The organism is Streptomyces vastus (assembly GCF_039532825.1).
Lineage (GTDB): Bacteria > Actinomycetota > Actinomycetes > Streptomycetales > Streptomycetaceae > Streptomyces > Streptomyces vastus.
The window spans coordinates 23,195-42,817 of the sequence record NZ_BAAASJ010000118.1 but is presented as its reverse complement, the minus strand read 5'-3'; the positions used below and the strand labels follow the sequence as shown (position 1 = coordinate 42,817).

Below are 19,623 nucleotides of genomic sequence, written 5' to 3'. Positions count from 1 at the left end.
AAGCTATATTGATCAAGTCGATGAGACACCACTTTGACAGGTGTCTTCTCCCGACCGATGCTGGTACTCCTGACCGACAGGAGGCACCATGCACGAGCACGACGAGTACCTGTACTTTCTTCGCCGCGCCTTCGACGGCATGCTCGGCGCCCTGGAAGAACTGGGTGATGACCTCGCCAACACCGCGCCGCACCTGCCCGGCGCCAACTCCCCGTACGCCATCGCGTACCACTGCGTTGCCGTGGCCGACTACTGGCTGGGCCACGTGATCGCGGGGCGCCGCGTCGACCGCGACCGTCCCTCCGAGTTCACGGCGAAGGGGGACGTGCCCCGTCTGCGGACGCAGGTCGACGCGCTCTTCGCCCGCCTGCAAGCAGACCTCTGCGAGGCGCTGCCATCACAACCGCCGCGCAACACACCCCCTGCCGACTTCGAGGGGCCGGACCGTCCCCTGAGCGTGCGGGGCGTCCGGCTTCACGTACTGGAGGAACTGGCCCAGCATCACGGGCAGGTGCAGATCACCCGCGATCTGCTGCAGGCGGGGGTCCCGGCATGAGGCCCGCACCGGCCCGGGGGATACCCGGCTTCGACCACCTCGACCTCGACCGGCTGCGCGGTCGCGGCAGCGTGAAATGGCACCGTCCGGAGCGAGACGTCCTGCCGGCGTGGGTGGCCGACATGGACTTCCCCACCCCGCCGCCGGTGGTGGCCGCGCTACACGAAGCCGTCGACCGCCATGATCTCGGTTACCCGGACTGGCCGGACGGCAGTCCGCTGCGCTCTGCCTTCGCCAAGCGGATGGCCGAGCGCCACGGATGGGCCGCGTCGGCCCACCGCGTGCGCGAGCAGACCGACCTCATCCAGTGTCTGCAACTCGTCCTTCACCTCGCGACGTCGGACGGGGACGCGGTGGCGGTGCAAATTCCCAACTACCCACCGTTCCTGTCGACGTTGCGGACGATGAGCCGGCGGATCGTGCCCATCCCGATGAAGGACACCGACGACGGCTGGCGGATGGACTTCGCCGCCCTGGACACCGCGGTGAAGCGGTCCGGCTGCAAGACAATCGTCCTGGTCAACCCCCACAACCCCACCGGCCGGGTGCTGACGCCCGACGAACTCGGCGAGATCGCGGCCATCGCGCGACGACACGATCTGCTCGTCATCAGCGACGAGATCCACGCCGAGCTGACCTACACGGCCCATCGGCACATCCCCTTCGCGAGCCTGTCCGACGACGCCGCGCGCCGCACCGTGACCGTGACCTCCGCGACCAAGGCGTTCAACCTGGCGGCCATCCGCTGCGCCGTCACGCACTACGGCCCAGACCGCCTCCTCGCGCTGCGGGACGCACAACCGCCCGACCTGTACGGCACCGTCTCACCCCTCGGTGTCATCGCCACCCTGGCCGCGTGGGAACACGGCGACGCCTGGCAGCGCGATCTCCTGACCGTGCTGGACCGCAATCGTCGGCGCATCCGCGACGTGGTACGCGACCGGCTCCCGCTGATCCGCCACCACCTGCCCGAGGCCACGTACCTGGCATGGCTGGACACCCGGCCGCTCGGCCTGGACGAACCGCCGGTGGAGAAAGTGCTCAGGGACGGCCGGGTCCTGCTCGACGGCGGCGCGCCCTTCGGTCCGGACACCGAGGGGTTCGTGCGGCTGAACTTCGCCACCTCGCAGCAGGTGCTCGACGAGATCCTGGGCCGGGTCGTCGACGCACTGGGCGGGCAGGAGGGGTGACGCCGGTGCCGGACGCCACCTGGCACCATGGCCGTGTGAATGATTTCGTCTTCGTCAGCGGGCGGCTCTCCCTGGACCTCGCGGGCACGCTGCTCTGGCGACGAAGCCGACGCACCGAACTGCTGCGTTCCCCCGACGACCTGCGACGCTGGATCCACCAGGCCGGACTGCTCGACGCGCCCGGCCTTCTGGACGCACGCGCCCTGTCGAGAATGTGCCGTCTCAGGGAAGCGGTGTACGCGCTGGTTGGCGCATGGCCCCTGACACCGCCCGCGGACAGCGAGGTGCGGGAAGCCCTCGCCGAGGTGAACGAGACGGCCCGGCTGCCGCTGCCGAGGCTCCAACTCGACGAGGACGGTCGCCTGACACGTACCGGGGGCATCGACGAGGTGCTCGGCGCGGTGGCACGGGACGCAGTGGACCTTCTGGGCGGCACCGACTTCACTCGCGTGCGGGAATGCCTCAACGAGGACTGCACCCGGCTGTTCGTGGACCTGTCGCGGTCCTCCAACCGCCGCTGGTGCGGCATGACCGAGTGCGGGAACCGACACAAGGTGGCCAACTACCGCAAGCGGCGGCAGGGGACAGCACGCTGACCGCCTCCGAGCATCGTCTGCCGCCCGGCAGGAGCCCCTGCCGTACCGAGAGTGCAGGTCCTGGGTGGCCACCCGGCGCAGGTAGACGGCGGCCAGGGCACGGTACTGATCACCCGACCTCGGATTCCACTGGACTCATCCATGACGCTCATGATCAAGGTGGTCCACCAACGCCCCCGACTGCGCTTCCTGCGTGATGATGAACGACCAGGCCGTGCGGTGTGTCCACCGCCGTCCGGCCAGGCGCCTGCTCATGAGCATGGACATCGACCACAGCACCATGGCCTCGTGCATGGCAGGCAGCGTCTCGACATCGCGCACCAGGCGGCGCGAGCGCATCAGCCAGCTCAGCGTTCTCTCCACCACCCATCTGCGCGGGAGCACCACGAAGCCGGTGGTGTCGTCGGAGCGTTTGACGATGACAAGGGCGGCAGGGCACGCTCGTCGAGCACGGCTCGTAGGACTTGCGGCTCATGCGTCGGCGTACGCTTCAGCGCTTCCTGGAGTGGGCGTGCGGGTGCGGAATGTGGTGCGGTTCATGGAGGTACCAGTAGCGGCCGACCAGGGCGCCGCCGAAGACGACGAACCCGACTCCGACCAGCCAGGACGTCACGATCAGGACCGTGCCGACTTCACCGTACGAGACCGCGTTGCTCACGATGAGCGGGGAGAAGACCAGGGAGGAGAACACACGCAGGCCGCCAAGCCCCACCATCGTGGCGATGGCGCCCGGCAGGAGGGCGCGCCAGGAGATCCGGCCGCCCAGCAGGAAGCGCTGCCCCCACCAGAAGAAGAGCCAGCCGAGCAGCGAGGACAGTCCGATGCGGGCCCATGTGCCCAGGGCTCCCGGCCCCAGGATGTTCCCGCTTTGCGCTACGGCGAAGAGGTAGGCCGTCAGCGCGGCGAGCCACGCCACGCGTCGCCATACGGTGTGCCAGCGTCCGGCCGCCAGGTCCCACACTTTTTCGTAACCGGTCTGGACACTGCCCGCGAACGGCACGCCGAAGAGCGCGAGCAGCACCACACTCAGGACGCTGGTCGTGCTCAGGACCTTGCGGGGCGTGGCGAAGAGATCCTGCACGGCGTCTGCGGGACGCCCGGACAACCCCATGCCGTCCACGACCCACTGGGCAAAGCCGCGCTCTTGGATCGGGGCGGTCGCCGCGACCACGATCAGCAGCGGGGCGATCGTCACCAGCCCCAGGGCCGCGAAGCCCATGGCCCGGTGCAGCAGCTCCACTTCCTTGCCGCGCTGCCATACGCGCGTACTCCTGATGTGGATGAAGCGGCCCAGTTCCCTCCTCCGGTGCCCGCGGCCTCGGAGGTGGCTGATGCCTGCGCTCACCGGGTCGGCCGCGTCCGAGGGGACCCGAGAATCAGTCGCCCCGGAAGAATCCGGAGCACCGGGCGAGCCGACTGGCTCAGACCGGCTCGACGATCCGACGGGTTCCCCGGATTCCCCGGGTTCCCCGGGTCCGACAGGCTGGTCATGCCCGCCGCCCCGCTCCTCGCCGAAAGGGCCCCGACAGGCCAGGCGCATTGGTGGCACGACCCCGTGGCGCATGCGTGGTCACCTCGTCCTGTTCCCGTGCACCGGCGTGTGACTCGTCCCCGCGCCGCGCGCGCCGCAGCAGCGCGAGTGGCTGCTTCCAGCGTGCCCCGCCCGCTCCCGATCTGCGACCGGCTCAGCGTCCTCGGTACGCGTTCCGGGGAAAATGAAGTGGCTCGAGCCCGTTCCTGGGGGAGGCGGGCGCGTGTCAGGGCCGTGCCGCACCGGCTGCACCGGCTGCACCGTCGGCACCGTCGGCACCGTCGGCACCGGCCATGTCGACCAGTTCGCAAAGTGCGCCCGCGAGCGCATCGAGGCCGGTGCCTGCCGGACCGCCCGGCTCCGACATGTACACGTTCCGCCGGATCTCGATCATCAAGGCGCTGACCCTTGGGTCGTTCCCGTAGTACTTCAGCGGGACGTACGTCCCGCTGAAGGGACTGTTGACTGCCGTGCCGCCTAAGCCCGCGAACGCCCTCTCGGCGTGGGCCAGCAGATCGGCCGGGGTGTGGAAGGCGTCCCGGCCCAGGCAGACGGGCGGCCGGGGGTCTTCACCGTGGAGCTCGTAGGGCAGGCGCTCGGTCGGGTAGGAGTGGACGTCAATGATCACGGCTCGTCCGACGGCGTCCAGTCGCTCGGTCACGGCGTCCGTCATGGCGGCGGCGTACGGGTGGAAGTACCGATCTATGAGCGGCTGTCCGTCGTGGTCGGCGGGCCGTAGCTCCTCCCGGTGGGTGGTCCGCGTGTAGACCGCGCCCATGCCCACGGCCAGCATCTCCTCCCGCTCGTCCGGGAACCGTTCGGGGTCGACGACCAGCCGCGACAACTGGTTGACGAACCGCCATGGCTCCGTGGCGGCACGAGAGGCGGCCTCCGCCGCGATCCGAGCGGTGTGCGAGTCGGTGATGTGGTCCAGCTCCCGCTCCAGCTCTCGATCGGCGAGCAGGATCCCGGCCCGTACGTCGGCAGGTATCGCCCGCGAGGAGTGCGGCACGTGCAGGATCACCGGAGAGTCCGGTGCGCCCGGCATGAGCTGGTAGGAGGCCGGCACGTCGTTCATTCGTTGTCGAAGTAGGACTCGAGTGTGCCGCGACGCCGGATGTCGAGTGTCGCGCAGTGGAATGAGCCGCCGAACGGCGCGTAGTGCCGCAGGTCGCAGGGGATCGGCTCGAACCCCCACCTCTCGAGCGCGCGCAGCATGTCGGTGTGGTGCCGCTCCGCGATCACATGTTTCTCGTCGATCATGAGTACGTTCATGCTGAGCCACTTGCCGCACATCGAGGTGATCCTGAGCAAGGGGTCGTAGATCGGACTGGGCTCGGGGGCGATCAGGATGTCCCACGATTTCAGCACGTGGGGCAGGTGGTCGACGTCGATGTATTCCGGATTGACCAGTACCTTGCCCGGCGCGAGCAGGACGAACGTGGTGTCGATGTGCATGGGCGTGCGGCAGCGGCTCTCGTTCTCGTGGATGCGGTAACCGGGTCCGAGATGGCGGCGCAACCACTCGATACCCATCCGGTTGGTGACGTTGCTCCGCGTGACGAACAGGTCGCGTCCCGCGCGCACGCAATCCGCCGCGTCGAAGACGGGCTCGAACTCGGTCAGGATGTGGCGCACCGGTTCGCCTGCTTTGGGGACGGAGAAGTCCGCGTCGAACAGTTCGTCGGTGAGCTGCGGCTTGGGTGCGGCCGTCCAGCGTGCGCCGCGCCGGAAGTAGTCCTTGAGGATCGCGCGATAGGAATGGGTCTCGAAATACCGGCACGGCCATGCCATCGGGGTCTCGATGATCTCGTCGCCGATCACGAGCATGCTGTCCCGCGGGCAGGTGTTGCAGAAACCGCGCGACGACCAGTCGGGGGTGCCGAAGCGTCGCCTGTGGTCGACCGCGTCCGGGCGCCTGACCGTGACGCCGAGGGACCGCAGGAGAGCGATGAACTGATCGAGTTCCTGCTGCGCCCGCTCGGTCAGCACGCGCGGATACCTGAAGCCGGCGGCGAGCCCCTGCAACTGCGCCGCCCACGGTGGCATGTTGCAGGCCACGACCGGGTGGTGGGAGGGGATCGTCGCGCCCTCGAGACGCCCGACGATGACCTCCTCCAGCGGGTCCCACTCGTTGTGCGAGTTGACCGGCGGAACGAGAGCCTCCGCAGCATTGTCAGCCGTGGACGATGGCGCCGGCATCGATACTCAACCGCCTCCGAGCGCGGAAATGGTCATCCGATCTCTTGCCCAACACATTGTTCAAGGTGGCGTGGCGTGGCTGTCCGCGTCAACAAGCGGAACCGGTCAGGCCGAACCACGTCCGGACGGGGCCCGCCCGTAAAAGATCAGTCATGACGGCCTTACTCCTTCAAGCATCAGCTCGAATGGAACGAGTGCCCCCGTCGGCGCCATTCATCCGCCAGCAGTTCGTACGAGCGGACCCGGTCCGCATGGTCGTGGGTGATCGTCGTGATGAGCAACTCGTTGGCCTCCGTGGCCTCCTGGAGCTGTTCCAGTTGATCGGCAACCCGGCCCGGGGAGCCGACGAACTGCGTGTCGAGGCGGTCCTGGACCAGGGCCCGGTCCTCGTCCGTCCACGCGTGGGCGCGCGCCTCCTCCGGCGTCGGGAACTCGACGACGCCCTCCAGGGGGCGGTAGGTGCCCGCCAGCAGGGCGAGGATGTCGTCGATCTGCTCGGCGTAGTCCTGCGCGGGCTGCCGACCGGAGAGCCTCCTGATGGTCACACCTTTGCCCTCCGACGTCACCGCTCCCGCCGACAAGGGGCGGAACCCCAACACCCCCGATGACCTGCCGCGAATCGTGCCGCGCCGGCACATCGGCCGCTGGCTGACAGCCGTCGCCGCGCTGTTGGTCTTCGCGATGGCCGTCAACTCCGTCGTCCGCAACGACGCCTTCCAATGGGCCGTGGTGGGCCGGTACTTCACCACCGCCGCCGTAGTCGACGGGCTGCTGCGTGCACCGCGGTGTAACGGCTCGATCAGGGCTTCGACCGCCGGCACCAGGCCAGGGTCGCTTGCATCCGCCGCCGGGGCGGCGCACCCGTCCCTGTACCGTCGCATCGCCTGCGAGCTCGTCCACCGCGACCGTTCAGGCGGTTCTCGTCCTTCACCTCGTCACAGGGCGCGCCCGCTCGCATTGATGCGCTTGTCGCATGGACAGATCTCGGTTTGATGCTGGACACCGTTCCGTCCGTGCTCCGAAACTCTCGCATAACACCTCGGCCTGCCCTCGCACAGCCCCCGCCCACCGCCGCCGAGGGCCGTCCCCGAGAAAGCGAGCGCCGCCATGCCGGCAGCCCTGGGCTTCGCTCCGATCGCCGCCTCCACCTTCCGACTTCGGCGTCGCCTGGGCTCTGGTGGCCTCTTGCCTGCGCGGCCGCCGGGCGCGCAACCGTCTCGGCGCGCTGTCCCCGCGGGGTTCTGCCACCGACGTGCGCAAGGGCGAGGTCGAGTGGAACGACCGTGAACCAGTCGCTTCGACGACTGCCACGACTGCCGCGGCAGCCGAGCCGCCCGCTCCGTAGCCCGAGCCGGGCGACCGGATCCACACGCAGAGGCACCTGGTCCGGGTGCCCCGCCGACCGAGAAGAGGACGCATGAGATGGATCACCAGACGTACGGTGCTCGCTGTCACCGCAGGTGCCGTCGCAGCGCCGGCGGTGAGCACGGCAACTCCCGCGGCCGCCGACACCACGACAGCCGCAACTGAAGGACGACAAGCGGCCTCCGGACTCAATCCGGTGCTGCGAACGGACCTCGTCACGCGGGTGACGCCGAGGAACAACTGGCTGGTGACAGCCGTCGCCCTCCAGTACTCGCATCGCATCGACTTACGCGGCGGGGTGATCCCGCCCTCGGCCTTCCAGGTGAAGGCCACTGTGGGCGGGCAAACAGCGGCTCGCACGGTGACCCGGGTCTACTCCAACGCCACCGCCGAAGTGGACGGCCGATCTCACCCCGGGCGGCCGGGGGACCGCCTGATCATCGAACTCGACCCGAACGACTCCAACGCGCGGGCCGCCGGCGCCGATCCCCTTCCGCTCGACCGCGCGTACGCCGTCAGACAGGTGGAGGACGTGCGCACCCCAGGAGGTCAACTCGTACTCAAGGCGGGTCCGTTCGCGAGCCGGAACGACGGCGTCATCAATCCCGTGGTCGACGACTTCGCCGCCGGTTCCTTCACCGACTCCGCAGGTTTCGAACTGGACTTCCGGCTGTACCAGCCCGAGGGATTCGTACGGAACCCGCAGACGCGCAAGCGGTACCCGCTCGTCGTCACCCTGCACGGCGGTGGCGAAGTCGCGGACAACAACATGACCCAGCTCACTTCCAACCGGATCGCGGTCACGTTCGCCAAACCGGAACGACAGCGCCGCAACCCCGCGTTCGTCCTCTCTCCGCAGATCCCCCTGCCCCGTCCCATGGACGGACCCGACGGCACCGACTGGACCGACGCCAAGGTCCAGGCCGCGCTGACCGAACTCATCGACACCTTCGTGAACGAGCACGCCCGCAACGTGGACACAGCCCGGCTCTATCTCGTCGGCCTGTCCTCGGGTGGGCGCGGTATCTACAGCCTGCTGGCGAAGCGACCCGACGTGTTCGCGGCAGCCCTGCCCACGGCCGGCTGGGGCGACCCGGCCGCCATGGAAAGGGTCACGCACATCCCGATCTGGGCCGACCACTCCGTCGACGACCCGGTCGTCCCCTACCGGGAGGGCCGGTTCGGCAATCCCGGCACCTGGACACTGATGAGCGCGCTGGAGACCGCCGGTGCACGGGTCACCCGTGGGGAGTGGGCCAACGATCTGCCGAAGGCACAGTTCGAGGCCCGTTCCCGGGCGCTCCTGCGGCAGGCCCGGGCCACGCGCAGTCACGTCCTGTTCACGAGCTACACGCCCGGAACGACACCGGTGAACCCACACCTGTCATGGGCCCAGACGTACGAGAACGACGTGGTCATCGACTGGCTCTTCGAACAGTCCCGGTAGCCGGCCACACCTCGCTATCCGGTTCCCGCGCTCTCACCGCTTCCCGGAGGTAAGTCAATGCGTCCATCCAGTTGTTCAACCGACACGAATGCGCCGTTACAGACCCGCTCCCGTGCCATGACGGCACTGATCGCACTGGTAACCACCATCGGCTTGGCGCTGACTCTGCTGACAGCCGCCGCCCCGCCGGCGGCCGCCGCCGACTTGCTGTCCCAGGGCAAGCCCGCGACCTCCTCGTCCACCGAGAACGCATCCACCTCCGCGTCAGCGGCAGTGGACGGCAACACCGGGACGCGCTGGTCGAGCACGTTCAGTGATCCGCAGTGGCTCAGAGTGGATCTTGGCGCCACCGCCACCATCAGCCAAGTGGTGCTGCGCTGGGAGGCCGCGTACGCCCGCGCGTTCCAGATCCAGACCTCCGACAACGGCACCGCCTGGACCACCATCTACTCGACCACGACAGGCACCGGCGGCGTACAGACCCTCGACGTGAACGGCAGCGGCCGGTACGTCCGCGTCCACGGCACCCAGCGCGGCACCGCCTACGGCTACTCGCTGTGGGAGTTCCAGGTGTACGGCTCCGGTGACGGCACCCCTCCGGGCAACGGGATTCCGGACCCGACGACCGCTTCCCTCGAGGCCGCCAACGGGCCGCTGACCACCGCCACTTACACCGTTCCCAACCCAAGCGGGTACGGCTCCGGCTCGGTCACGTACCCGACGACCAGGGGCTCGTACCCGGGCGTCGTACTGATGCCCGGCTATCAGGGCACACAGCAGAACCTGCAGTGGCTCGCACCCCGCCTCGCCTCATGGGGCTTCGTCGTCATCAACGTCGGAACCAACACACTCACCGACGATCCCGAATCGCGCGGCCGCCAGATCACCGCTGCCGGCACCCAGCTACTAGCGCTCGGCAACGCCACCGGCAACCCGATATCGGGGAAGGTCAACGGCACGCTGGGCGCGGCCGGTCACTCGATGGGCGGCGGTGGCGTCATGGCGGCCCTCCGGGACGACTCGCGCTTCCGGGCGGGCGTGCCCACGGCCCCGTACTACGTGAACGGGAACTTCTCCACAGTCACCGAGCCCACTTTCTTCATGACCTGTCAAAGCGACGCTGTCGCAGGCGGCAACAGCTACGCGGTGCCCTGGTACAACTCCATGTCCCAGGCCGAGAAGCTGTACATCGAGGTTCCAGGCGACCATCTGTGTCCGATGACGGGCTACGGCAACAAGGCCAAGCAGGGCAAGTGGATCGTGTCGTTCTTCAGCCTCTGGCTGCGTGCCGACACCCGCTTCAGCCAGTTCCTGTGCGGTCCCGCCCGCGAAGCCGACAAGAACAACACCTCCCTGGTCACGCGCTGGATGGACACCTGCCAGTTCTGACCGGCGAAGGCCGGTGCCCGCCCGGGAGGCTTCCGGGCGGGTACCGCGCTCAGCCGCGAGCCGAGTCGTCGGCGCTCCGTTCACCGGACGTGGCGCGCGACGCCGGACGCCTTCGCCATCAGCCACTCCAGCGGGCCGCGTGAGACGTACCGGGACCAGAGGGTCGCGAACACCATGACCGCCATGATGAAGCCGAGCAGTACGTACGGCGGCGATCCTGGCAGTTCCTCAATGCCAAGGAGCTGGATGCCGACGATGTGCAGGACATAGGCCGTCAGCGACATGGAGCCGACCGCGACGACCGGCCCGGCCAGGCGGCCCAGGCGGGGGAAGGTGTCCATGGCGGCAAGGCAGGCGGTCACGACGGCGATCGCCACGCCTGTGTTGCCGACGATCGACAGGGTCGTCTCGCTGTGCGGGGAGGCCGCCAGCAGCCAGTGAGGATTGGTATCGAGCGGGAAACCGGCGGTGTCGGACCACCACGCGCTCGCCGGGTCACCGCCCTGCCCGGTTGAGCCGATCGCGGAGATCGCGCCGGGCACGAGATGGATAGCCAGCCAGGAGCCGCCGTAGCCGATGACCGCGAGCGCGACACCCGTCAGCGCGAGGCGTACACGCACGGCGGTGGCGGCAAGGTCGAGGCGGGCGACGGCCATGCCGGCGATGACGAACGGGATCCACGTCAGGGCCGGGTAGCTTTGCGGCTGGCGGAAATCGAGGAGGCCAGGGAGCACGAGCGGGCCCTGCACGCCCAGGCCGTGCTCGCCCGCGAACGCGCCCAGCTGGCCCGCGAGATGCACGACGTGGTCTCCCACCAGGTCAGCCTGATCGCCGTACGGGCCGGAGCCCTGCAGGTCGCCGCCAAGAACGCGGACGCCAAAGAGGCCGCCCGCACGATCCGTTCGCTGAGCGTCACCACACTCGACGAACTGCGCACCATGGTCACGCTGCTGCGCGCCTCCGGCGGTCGCGCCACCGAGCTGACTCCTCAGCCCACCCTGGCCGACCTGCACAAACTCGTGGAATCAAGCGGTACCCAGGCGCAGTTGACAGGTGAGCTTCCGCCCACGGTGGGCACACCCGCCCAACGGGCCCTCTACCGCACGGTCCAGGAAGCGCTGACCAACGTCCGCAAGCACGCCCCCGGCGCCACAGCCCGCATCGAGCTGTGGCAGGACGCCAGCGACGTCGGAGTGACCGTCACCAACACCCCGCCCACGCGCCCCTCCCTGTCCCTCCCCGGTTCCCAGCAGGGTCTGGCCGGCCTGCGGGAACGGGCCGACATCCTGCACGGCACCCTGGAGGCAGGCCCGACCGCGGAGGGCGGCTACCGGGTGCGGCTGCGGATTCCCCTCAGCACGGACTGAGACCGACCAGGCCGGTCCTCAGCCCGTGCGTGGATTGCGCTGAGGCTTCGATCGCTTCGGTCGCCCCCGCGCGCGTCAGGCCAGGCCGAACCGCTCGGCGTGCACCTGCCGGTGGGGAACCTTCAGCGTGCGCAGGGTGCTGAGCACCGTCGATGTCATCGCGGGCGGACCACAGACGTAAACGTCGCGTTCGGTTATGTCGGGAATCAGGGCGAGGAGGCTGTCGGGCTCGAACGGCGGGCTCGTCTCCCCCGTGCGGCCGGCGAGCAGGTGCAGCCGCCCGCCGCGGTCCGCGACCAGAGTTCGTACCTCGTCGACCAGCACGGCGTCGTCCTCGCTGCGCACCCGGTAGAGCACGACGACGTCACCGGCCGGTTCCTCCTCCACCAGGGCTCGAACCGGCGTGATTCCCACTCCTCCGGCGATCAGCAGCGCGCCGGGCCGCGTTCGATGCAACGAGGTGAACGCCCCGTACGGCCCCTCGACGAACGCGCGGCTTCCGACCGGGACTTGCCGCAGACCGGCACTGGTGCTGCCCACCGCCTTGGCGGTCAGGCGCAATGTGCGGCCGTCGGGTGCCGCCGACAGCGAGAACGGATTGGCCAGCCACCAGTGGTTGTGCCCGGGGAACCGCCAGATGCAGAACTGGCCCGCTCTGGCCGGCAGCCTGTCGAGGTGGCGGCCGGTGACGTGCACCGACACCACGTCGTCCGACTCCGGCACCACCGCCGTAACCTCGAATCGGTGATAGGCGTTGCGCCACACAGGCATGACGATCCGGCCCGTGACCAGGGCGCCGAACGCGAACAGCCACAGGGCCCACCAGTAGAGCATCGCGGGCGCGGAGGAGCTGAAGGTCGTGGTCTCCTGCAACTGGTGGACGAATGCCAGCCCCAACGCCAGGTACAGCAGCAGGTGCACGCCGTGCCAGGTCTCGTACCGCAGCCGCCGCCTCACCTGTCTGGCGGAGACCGCGGCGACCACGACGACGATCGCCGCGGCCAGCATCCCGAGCAGGGAGGCCGGCACTCCGGCCAGCGCGAAGAACGTCTTCGTCATCGACGCGTCATCGAGCGTCGCGTAGCCCAGCACCACCAGCACGGCGTGGGTGAGGAGGGTCCACAGCAGGGTGAAGCCGACCCACCGGTGCCACACCGTCAACCGGTCCATGCCGATACGGCGGTCGAGCCACGGCAGCCGGGCCACCAGCAGCAGCTGGAACAGCATCAGCACGGCGGCGTGCAGGCCGAAGAACTTGGCGACCGTGAGCACCCCGTTCTTGCCGGTCCCGGCGGTGAGGAACAAGGCCTCGACGATCACCAAGTTGCAGATGACAAACGTCCACAGCGCCCAGCGCGCCGCAACGACCGGAGGTATGGTGCCTGGCCGCACCTGTGTATTCGTCGCCTCCACCGCTTCCCCTTACTTATGTCCATGTGACGCGTTCGCGCCCGCCACCCGCGAGGTCGCGAGGACCCGAGCGTCCTGATCCGATACGGCCCCGGTCGGGGCAGGAAATGGGAACTTGGCGCAACCAGGGCTCTATTGGGCCTCGGCCGTTCTTGTTCCGCGATCGGCACGCTGGTCGAGCGGACCATACCGTGCCTTACAGGCTTGTACTGCGAACATCTGGCATCTGATAACTCCCGACCCGGCCGCTGTCGCCGCGTACGCTGAGTGATTAAGGTGTTAACCACAAGCCGTCATGGGGCTGTTGGGAACAACAGGCACTGTTGAGGAACACATGAGAAGCTCGCGTGTCTGGCAACGCCCCACGCTCGGTGCCGTGGCCGCACGGGCCGGGGTTTCCACGGCCACGGTGTCGAACGCGCTCAACGGCACCGGCCGGCTGTCCGAGGCGACCAGGCAGCGCGTGCTCGCCGCGGCACGCGAACTCGGTTACGCCCCGGTCAGCACGGCCCGTGCCCTGGCTCGCGGTGGCACCGGAGTGCTCGGTCTGACCATGACCGCATACGGCGACCTTCCCGTCCCGTACACCGAGATCCCGTACTACGCACAGCTGGCGCTGGGCGCCATCTCCGCAGCGCATGAGCGCGGTTACCTGCTCATGGTGATGCCGAGTTCGTTGACGCCGTGGATGTGGCTCAACACGCCGATGGACGGCGTCATCCACGTCGATCCGCGCGCCGACGACCCGGTGCGTTCCCTCCTGCGGAAGCGTGGCATCCCCATGGTCTGCGACGGCCGGCCGCCCCAGCCGCACTGGGGCGACGTGTGGGTGGACATCGACTACGACGCGGGCCTGCGCCTCCTGCTCGACCACCTCACAAAGGCCGGCGCCCGGCGGATCGCACTCTCCCAGCCGCTGCACGACAACGAGTACCCGCACCTGATCGGACGCGCCTACGCCTCCTGGTGCGCCGAGCACGACATGCCCGCCCTCGTCGAGGAGTACGCCTCGCTGCCCGACTACTTCACGGCTGAACGGGACGCGGTCGGCCGGCTGCTCGACCGCGATCCACGACCGGACGCCGTCATCGGCATCTACTCCGACTCCGGTCACAACATCCTCGCCGCCGCCCGGCACCACGGGCTTCGAGTGCCGCAGGATCTGCTGGTGGCGTGCATCAGCGAGGATCCGGATTACGCGACGACGACCCCACCCGTCACCACGCTCAGCCTCCGCCCGGACCGGGTGAGCGACGAAGCGGTCGACCTGCTGATCGCTCTCATCAACGCCCGCACCTGTGTGGACCGGCATCGGCTCGTGCAGCCGGTCCTGGCCCCTCGCCGGTCCACGCGAGGCCCCGTACGGCGAGGGAACAGCACACTCTGACCGCACGGGGCACGGACCGCATCGTCGGCGTCGGGTCAGTTCGTCACGCGGAAGGTGGCGTCGCCCCGCCCTGTCGCCGTGGTGATCGGGTCGAGACGGAGCTGGTACCCGTAGTGGCGGATGTACCGGTCGGGGTGGTTGTACGACTGGAACGACGACCAGTTTGCGTCGGCGAGCCCGGCGACCTGGCGGAACGTGGCGTCCGCGGCGAACTGACCGGTGCCGTCGTTGTAGGCCAGCTGGAAATCGTAGTTGGAGTGCCGCAGGAAGTATCCGGGGAAGTTCACCGACTCGAAGGAGACGGTGCCGGAGCCCGCCAGACCGGGACGCAGCCGGAACTGGGCGTCCGGGCCGGTGATGTTCTGGTCGATGCGCACGTCGAAGTCGGCGTGCCGCACGTACCGGTCCTGGAAGTTGTACGACTGGAGCCGCTTGATCGGGGTGTTCGCCCAGCGGGCCTGTACGCGGCTCTCCTCGGCGGCCGTCAGGTTCAGTATCGAGCCGTGGCGCTTCTTGGTGCCGCCCATGTTGTAGCTTCCCGACGCCGGGAGCCGGTAGGTGCCGGAGGCGGACGGGTTGGTCGTCGTGACCGGCATGTAACCGCGTCCCGAGGCGTACTGGTCGAGGTAGAGGGCCCACTCGTTGCGGTCTCTGAACTTCATCCACATCGGACCCTCGACCTGGGAGCCGGTCAGGCCGATGCCGGAGAGGTTGCCGAGGTTGGTCCAGGTGCCGAGGATCGAGTTGCTGCCTTCGAGGGTGATCTGGCCGTCACCGGAGGCCCGTACGTAGCGGTAGTCGCCGACACCGGCGGGGACCTCGACGATCTGGGTGTCGATGATGTTCTGGGTGCCCGGGCGGTCGATGTAGAGCTGCGGGGTGGTGATGGTGCGGAAGTCGCTGGTGCGGGCGTAGTAGATGCGGTGCTTCAGTACGCCATTGAGGGTGGAGTTCGTCGCCCAGTACAGGACGTAGTCGTTGGTGGCCGGGTTCCAGATCGCCTCCGGCGCCCAGGCGTTGCGGCCGTCGGGAATCGCTCCGGCGACGTTGAGCAGCCGCGGCGCCGACCAGGTGACCAGGTCCGTCGACTCCCACACCACGAGGTTGCGGCTGGCGTTGTTCACGGCGTCGTCCCATGACTGGCCGCAGCCGATGCACAAGTCGGTCGCGATGATCCAGTACTTGCTGCCGTCGGGAGAGCGGACCAGTGCGGGGTCGCGCACCCCACGCGTGCCCACCGTGGAACGCAGGGCCATCCCGCCGCCGTTGAGGTCGCTCCAGTTCAGGCCGTCCGCGCTGTGCGAGAAGTAGATCTGCTGACCGGTCGCCCCCTCCCCGATGAAGTGCGCCATCAGATAGCCCGGATCGGCGGCGCCAGCCCGCTGCGGTGTGGTCAGGGCTTGGCCTGTGAAGAGCAGGCACACGGCGAGCAATATCGCCGACAGCCGGGCGCGGAGCGCGGACATGTCCATCTCCTATCGTTCTGCGAATGCCACTATCGGGCGAAAAGGAGCGAAGCAGGGTCAACCGGGGGGTTCAGTCCCAGAGTTGGCGGGACAGGGCCGACTACCGCACGACGCGGAAGCGGGGATCGGATCCGCGCAACGGCATGCCTCTGGCCGGCACGGTTGGTCAATCCAAGAGCGGGTGAGAGCGGAAGTTGTTCGGTTGCTCGAACGACGTTCGCGATGTCGGACAGACGTTAAATGTGAGCAGCGGGATGCGTCAATACCTTCGACATCCGTAGTCCGTGGGACCTGAAAAGACTGGTCACGGGCGGCTGCGGGTGCGGGGTGACAAGGCGTACACCACTGGGGTGAACTCCATTGCCCTACGCGGATGTTGGACCCGGCAACGCTGAAATCCGCCGGCCCTCCGAAGAGGTCCGGCGGTCAGTCCTTCCGGCCGGGCTACTGCCCGTCGGCGGCGACATCCCAGTGCTCGATGATCTTTCCGTCGACCACTCGGAAGATGTCCGCGACGACGTAGTCGGAGCTGAAAACCCACACCAGGTCCCCGTCGGCGAGGGTGTTGCCGAACCGGCCGGCGATGACTAGGTCCAGGTGTCGCCGCGCTTGAGGAACAGCCGGACCTTGGACTTGCCCGCGCCGACCAGCTGGAGGCCACCGTTGGCGGCGTCCGAGACGTTGTCGACCGGGACCGTGCGCAGCGGCGCGAGGTACTCGGGCGCCCGCACGACGTTGCCCTGGGCGTCGTTGCAGGCCTCAAGCTGAGCATTGGACAGCCACCGGCCGTCCGGTGTCCTCGTCTTACAACGCCGCTGTTTGTCACCGATGTTCGGCAGGAAGACCGCGCCCCGCCCGCTGCGCCACGTCGTCTTGCCCGCGAAATCGGAACCACCGGAGACATCGACCGCACCGTCACGGTTCGCATCGGCACGAATGTCCGCCCGTATCCCCCGGCGTCGGCAGCACCGGCCGCCGTCCCGGTGCCGGAGACGGCCGCCATGACGATCGCCAGCGCTGTCACGGCCCTTGGCCTCACTCTGCTCATGCACCTACTCCTCGTAGTCCTGACCGGTACCTCCATCCCATCGCGGCGCCTTGAGGCGTTCTCTCCGCCGACCGGCGGGACAACCCCCGTCGACAGGGCGGGCTCCGACCATCGATAGTGGGACCCGCGCCACCAGACGGTTCACCGGGAACGACCCTGGCAAGCCGTCCGGATACGCCTGCCGCGGAACTCCGATGCGCCCCAGTGAGAAATCGACGGCAACCTTTTCGCTCTCTGCGGTCACTGAGCAGTGCACCATCGGCTCGATCTTCCGAACGGACAGGTATGCAGACAGCAAGGCAGGCCGCGCGCCAGCGCAGGCAAAGACGCAGACTTGTGCTGGGCACCACCTTGGCGGTGACCGCCGCGGGCGTTCTCGCCTACCTGGTCATGGGGTCGCTCCCCGACCGCGAGGCGGAGGCAGGGCATGCCGCGGCCACACCCGCCGCCACCACCAAGGTGAAAGCCACCACCACGACTGAGACGGGCACCCCGAGCGCGTCGGCGACGCCGACCGCGACCGGCACCCCGACGCCGAAGGCCGCTGCAACGACCCCTCCGGCACGCCCTTCGGCCAAAGCCACCCCGCGGCCCCCGCGAACGGCATCCACCCCGCCATCGTCGGCAGGGCGGATTCGTCCCAACACCACCTACACCGGAGTCGCCACCGCCTACGAGGCCGCCGACGGAGACGGCGCCTGCCTGTTCGGCCCGAGTCCCGACCTCATGATCGCGGCCATGAACACCACGGACTACGAGACGTCCAGGGCGTGCGGCGCGTACGTGCTCGTCCGCGCGGCCAACGGCAAGTCGATCACGGTACGGATCACCAACGAATGCCCCCTGCCCTGCGCACCCGGGCAACTCGACCTCAGCCAGCAGGCCTTCGCCAAACTCGCCGATCTCAAGGTCGGCCGGATACCGATCACCTGGCAACTGCTGAGTCCCAGCACGTCCGAGACGATCTCCATCAGGTACAAGACCGGGTCCAGCCCTTATTGGTGCGGCATCCAGGCGATCGGCCACCGCAACCCCGTCGCGCGCCTGGAGGTCCGGACCAGCGGCGGCTGGCGGCAGTTGCCCCGCACCGAATACAACTACTTCATCTCCGCCGACGGCGGCGGGTGCGGCAACTCCATCAGAGTCACGGACATCTACGGAGAACGACTGACCATCACCGGGATCGCGCTGCGGGCGAACGTCGTGCAACGGACCGGGGTTCAGTTCGCCCGGCACTGACCCCGCCGCGCACGCGTGCGTCTCTTTCACCGGAAGTCGGGGCGGCGACTGCCGGTTCAGTTGGCGGACACGGCGCTCAACCGGCCGCAGCAGGCAAGGCGCCCGGCAGGTCTCGGGGACAGGCCGGCCTTGGAGAGGCGCGGCCTAGAGGGGCGTCGTCGACGACGGCACGAAGGGTGCACCGTGTCCCGGCACGATCAGGGCCGGGCCGAGTGCCAGGACCTTCTCCCTGGCCGCCCGCAGTTGATCACGGTCGGGCGCGAAGGGATCGTCGGCCGGCCCCTCGGCGGTCCACCACAGATGGGTCAGGACCACCAGGCCCTCGTCCGCCGTCACCAAGGTGCTGACGTCCTCGGCGGTGTGGCCGGGCGTGGTCATGAGAGTGATCGACGAGGAAAGCCGGTATCCGTCGGCGTCCCGGTCCTCCCAGATGTCGTCGCGGTAGATGGCCATGTGGTCGTGGAAGCGGGCTTCGGGAAACAGGGCGGCGTTCAGCGTGTGGTCCGGGTGGTGGTGGCTGAAGATCACGTCGGTGACGTCCTCTGGGGCGAGTCCGTGGGGCGCCAGCGGGTCCAGGATGAGCCGGCGGTCGGCGACCATGCCGGGGTCGACTATCGCGACGGTCTCGCCGTCGACGAGCAGGGTGACGGTGCCGGCGACCCGCGTGTCGGCGTAGCCGGTGGTCAGGACGTGGAACGAGGCGGTCATGACGGGGCTCCTCTGGTGACGCCTTGAGTGATGGGTGTGGGGCCGTGCGAGCCGGTCACCGGGGAAGGAACGCCCGGAAGCCGGTGATCAGGGCGCGGAGACCGACGTCGAAGGCGAGTTCGGCGCGGCGGTGGTCGGTGGGGGTGTCGTCGAGTACGGCGGTGAGGTGCGGGGCGGTTTCACGGGTCACGTCGGAGACCATCACCGGCGGGGCCACGAGGTCGAGGGCGGAGCCGAGGATGAAGCTCTCCATTGCGGTGATCAAAGGCATGACCTGGCTCGCGGTGAAGCCGGCGGTCAGCAGGAGTTCGGCGACCTTCTCGTACATCGCGTGCATGAAGGGTTCGGCAAGCGGGGCGGTGGCGAGCAGGGGCACCGCACCAGGGTGCGCGGCGAAGGCCTTGCGGTAGGAGCGGGCCCATTCCTCCAGGGCCTGCTCCCAGGGCTGTGACGAGTCCCAGTCGTCGGGGCTGGTCTCCAGGGCCAGCTCTTCCCGCATGAGCGAGATGATCTCGCCCCGGCCGGACACATGGTGGTAGAGCGCGGACGGGGCGACGCCGAGCTCCCTGGCCAGGGCGGGAATGGTGAGGACGCCCTGCTCGTCGGCGAGTCTCAGCGCTGCCGCGCCGATGCGTCGGCGGTCCAGCAGAGGGGTGCGCGGCCTTGGCACTGGGGCTCCTCTTCGTATGTCTCCCCGTTCGGCAGGCGGCACGGTCGCCTGC

The 19,623-nt window shown here is 68.7% G+C and carries 16 protein-coding genes and 4 pseudogenes; 9 read left to right on the top strand and 11 right to left on the bottom strand.

Features of this window, described 5'->3' with window-relative positions; all coding sequences use genetic code 11:
- Positions 1 to 88: 88 nt before the first annotated feature.
- From ABD357_RS37745 to ABD357_RS37735, 3 genes are read left to right on the top strand one after another with little or no spacing between them, the layout of a single operon-like run.
- Positions 89 to 556, top strand: a complete 468-nt coding sequence (locus ABD357_RS37745) for a DinB family protein (RefSeq protein ID WP_344395849.1) — start codon at positions 89 to 91, stop codon at positions 554 to 556.
- The gene (locus ABD357_RS37740; RefSeq protein ID WP_344395847.1) at positions 553 to 1,746 is read left to right on the top strand and encodes a MalY/PatB family protein; all 1,194 of its coding nucleotides are present in this window, start codon (positions 553 to 555) and stop codon (positions 1,744 to 1,746) included. The genes ABD357_RS37745 and ABD357_RS37740 overlap by 4 nt, the downstream gene beginning before the upstream one ends.
- Positions 1,747 to 1,781: 35 nt before the next feature.
- Positions 1,782 to 2,342 carry a CGNR zinc finger domain-containing protein gene (locus ABD357_RS37735; protein WP_344395846.1) on the top strand — a complete coding sequence of 187 codons (561 nt, stop codon included), beginning with the start codon at positions 1,782 to 1,784 and terminating at the stop codon, positions 2,340 to 2,342.
- Positions 2,343 to 2,582: 240 nt separating this feature from the next.
- Here the strand turns inward: ABD357_RS37735 and ABD357_RS44960 are convergent.
- From ABD357_RS44960 to ABD357_RS37710, 5 genes and pseudogenes are all read right to left on the bottom strand, one after another.
- A pseudogene (locus tag ABD357_RS44960) lies at positions 2,583 to 2,762 on the bottom strand (transposase); the annotation flags it as partial.
- 70 nt (positions 2,763 to 2,832) lie between these two features.
- A complete protein-coding gene (locus ABD357_RS37725; RefSeq protein ID WP_425585179.1) occupies positions 2,833 to 3,687 on the bottom strand; it encodes a ribonuclease BN in 855 nt (284 codons plus the stop codon).
- Positions 3,688 to 4,099: 412 nt separating this feature from the next.
- Complete coding sequence (locus ABD357_RS37720) at positions 4,100 to 4,951, bottom strand: N-formylglutamate amidohydrolase (RefSeq protein ID WP_344395845.1); 852 nt, start codon at positions 4,949 to 4,951, stop codon at positions 4,100 to 4,102.
- Positions 4,948 to 6,075: an amidinotransferase gene (locus ABD357_RS37715; protein WP_344395844.1), complete on the bottom strand. Its 1,128-nt coding sequence runs from the start codon at positions 6,073 to 6,075 to the stop codon at positions 4,948 to 4,950. Before ABD357_RS37715 ends, ABD357_RS37720 begins: the two co-directional genes overlap by 4 nt.
- Before the next feature lie 176 nt (positions 6,076 to 6,251).
- Positions 6,252 to 6,521: pseudogene (locus ABD357_RS37710) on the bottom strand (LLM class flavin-dependent oxidoreductase); the annotation flags it as partial.
- Positions 6,522 to 6,612: 91 nt separating this feature from the next.
- Here ABD357_RS37710 and ABD357_RS44955 point away from each other — a divergent pair.
- The 3 genes from ABD357_RS44955 to ABD357_RS37695 all read left to right on the top strand — a co-directional run bounded on the left by ABD357_RS44955 (position 6,613) and on the right by ABD357_RS37695 (position 10,276).
- Positions 6,613 to 7,068: a hypothetical protein gene (locus ABD357_RS44955; RefSeq protein ID WP_425585178.1), complete on the top strand. Its 456-nt coding sequence runs from the start codon at positions 6,613 to 6,615 to the stop codon at positions 7,066 to 7,068.
- Positions 7,069 to 7,492: 424 nt separating this feature from the next.
- Positions 7,493 to 8,887 carry a prolyl oligopeptidase family serine peptidase gene (locus ABD357_RS37700; protein ID WP_344395843.1) on the top strand — a complete coding sequence of 465 codons (1,395 nt, stop codon included), beginning with the start codon at positions 7,493 to 7,495 and terminating at the stop codon, positions 8,885 to 8,887.
- Positions 8,888 to 9,004: 117 nt separating this feature from the next.
- Positions 9,005 to 10,276: a poly(ethylene terephthalate) hydrolase family protein gene (locus ABD357_RS37695; protein WP_344395841.1), complete on the top strand. Its 1,272-nt coding sequence runs from the start codon at positions 9,005 to 9,007 to the stop codon at positions 10,274 to 10,276.
- 80 nt (positions 10,277 to 10,356) lie between these two features.
- Here the strand turns inward: ABD357_RS37695 and ABD357_RS37690 are convergent.
- Positions 10,357 to 10,974: pseudogene (locus ABD357_RS37690) on the bottom strand (DUF418 domain-containing protein); the annotation flags it as partial.
- Between ABD357_RS37690 and ABD357_RS37685 the strand changes: the two are divergent.
- Positions 10,969 to 11,643, top strand: a pseudogene (locus ABD357_RS37685) (sensor histidine kinase); the annotation flags it as partial. The pseudogenes ABD357_RS37690 and ABD357_RS37685 sit on opposite strands and share 6 nt — an antisense overlap.
- Positions 11,644 to 11,718: 75 nt before the next feature.
- Here ABD357_RS37685 and ABD357_RS37680 read toward each other — a convergent pair.
- On the bottom strand, positions 11,719 to 13,056 hold the full coding sequence (locus tag ABD357_RS37680; protein ID WP_425585176.1) for a ferredoxin reductase family protein: 1,338 nt from the start codon (positions 13,054 to 13,056) through the stop codon (positions 11,719 to 11,721).
- A gap of 331 nt (positions 13,057 to 13,387) precedes the next feature.
- Here ABD357_RS37680 and ABD357_RS37675 point away from each other — a divergent pair, with 331 nt between their 5' ends.
- On the top strand, positions 13,388 to 14,440 hold the full coding sequence (locus ABD357_RS37675) for a LacI family DNA-binding transcriptional regulator (RefSeq protein WP_344395839.1): 1,053 nt from the start codon (positions 13,388 to 13,390) through the stop codon (positions 14,438 to 14,440).
- 35 nt (positions 14,441 to 14,475) lie between these two features.
- Here the strand turns inward: ABD357_RS37675 and ABD357_RS37670 are convergent, their stop codons facing one another.
- The gene (locus ABD357_RS37670; protein WP_344395838.1) at positions 14,476 to 15,906 is read right to left on the bottom strand and encodes a glycoside hydrolase family 43 protein; all 1,431 of its coding nucleotides are present in this window, start codon (positions 15,904 to 15,906) and stop codon (positions 14,476 to 14,478) included.
- 587 nt (positions 15,907 to 16,493) lie between these two features.
- Positions 16,494 to 16,958 carry a hypothetical protein gene (locus ABD357_RS37665; protein ID WP_344395837.1) on the bottom strand — a complete coding sequence of 155 codons (465 nt, stop codon included), beginning with the start codon at positions 16,956 to 16,958 and terminating at the stop codon, positions 16,494 to 16,496.
- A 281-nt stretch (positions 16,959 to 17,239) separates the two neighbouring features.
- Here ABD357_RS37665 and ABD357_RS37660 point away from each other — a divergent pair, with 281 nt between their 5' ends.
- Positions 17,240 to 18,193 (top strand): expansin EXLX1 family cellulose-binding protein, encoded by a 954-nt coding sequence (locus tag ABD357_RS37660; protein ID WP_344395836.1) that lies wholly within the window; start codon positions 17,240 to 17,242, stop codon positions 18,191 to 18,193.
- Between the two features lie 144 nt (positions 18,194 to 18,337).
- Here ABD357_RS37660 and ABD357_RS37655 read toward each other — a convergent pair whose 3' ends face one another.
- Together ABD357_RS37655 and ABD357_RS37650 are read right to left on the bottom strand one after the other, a co-directional pair.
- On the bottom strand, positions 18,338 to 18,901 hold the full coding sequence (locus ABD357_RS37655) for an MBL fold metallo-hydrolase (RefSeq protein ID WP_344395835.1): 564 nt from the start codon (positions 18,899 to 18,901) through the stop codon (positions 18,338 to 18,340).
- Between the two features lie 55 nt (positions 18,902 to 18,956).
- On the bottom strand, positions 18,957 to 19,571 hold the full coding sequence (locus tag ABD357_RS37650) for a TetR/AcrR family transcriptional regulator C-terminal domain-containing protein (protein WP_344395834.1): 615 nt from the start codon (positions 19,569 to 19,571) through the stop codon (positions 18,957 to 18,959).
- Between the last annotated feature and the right edge of the window lie 52 nt (positions 19,572 to 19,623).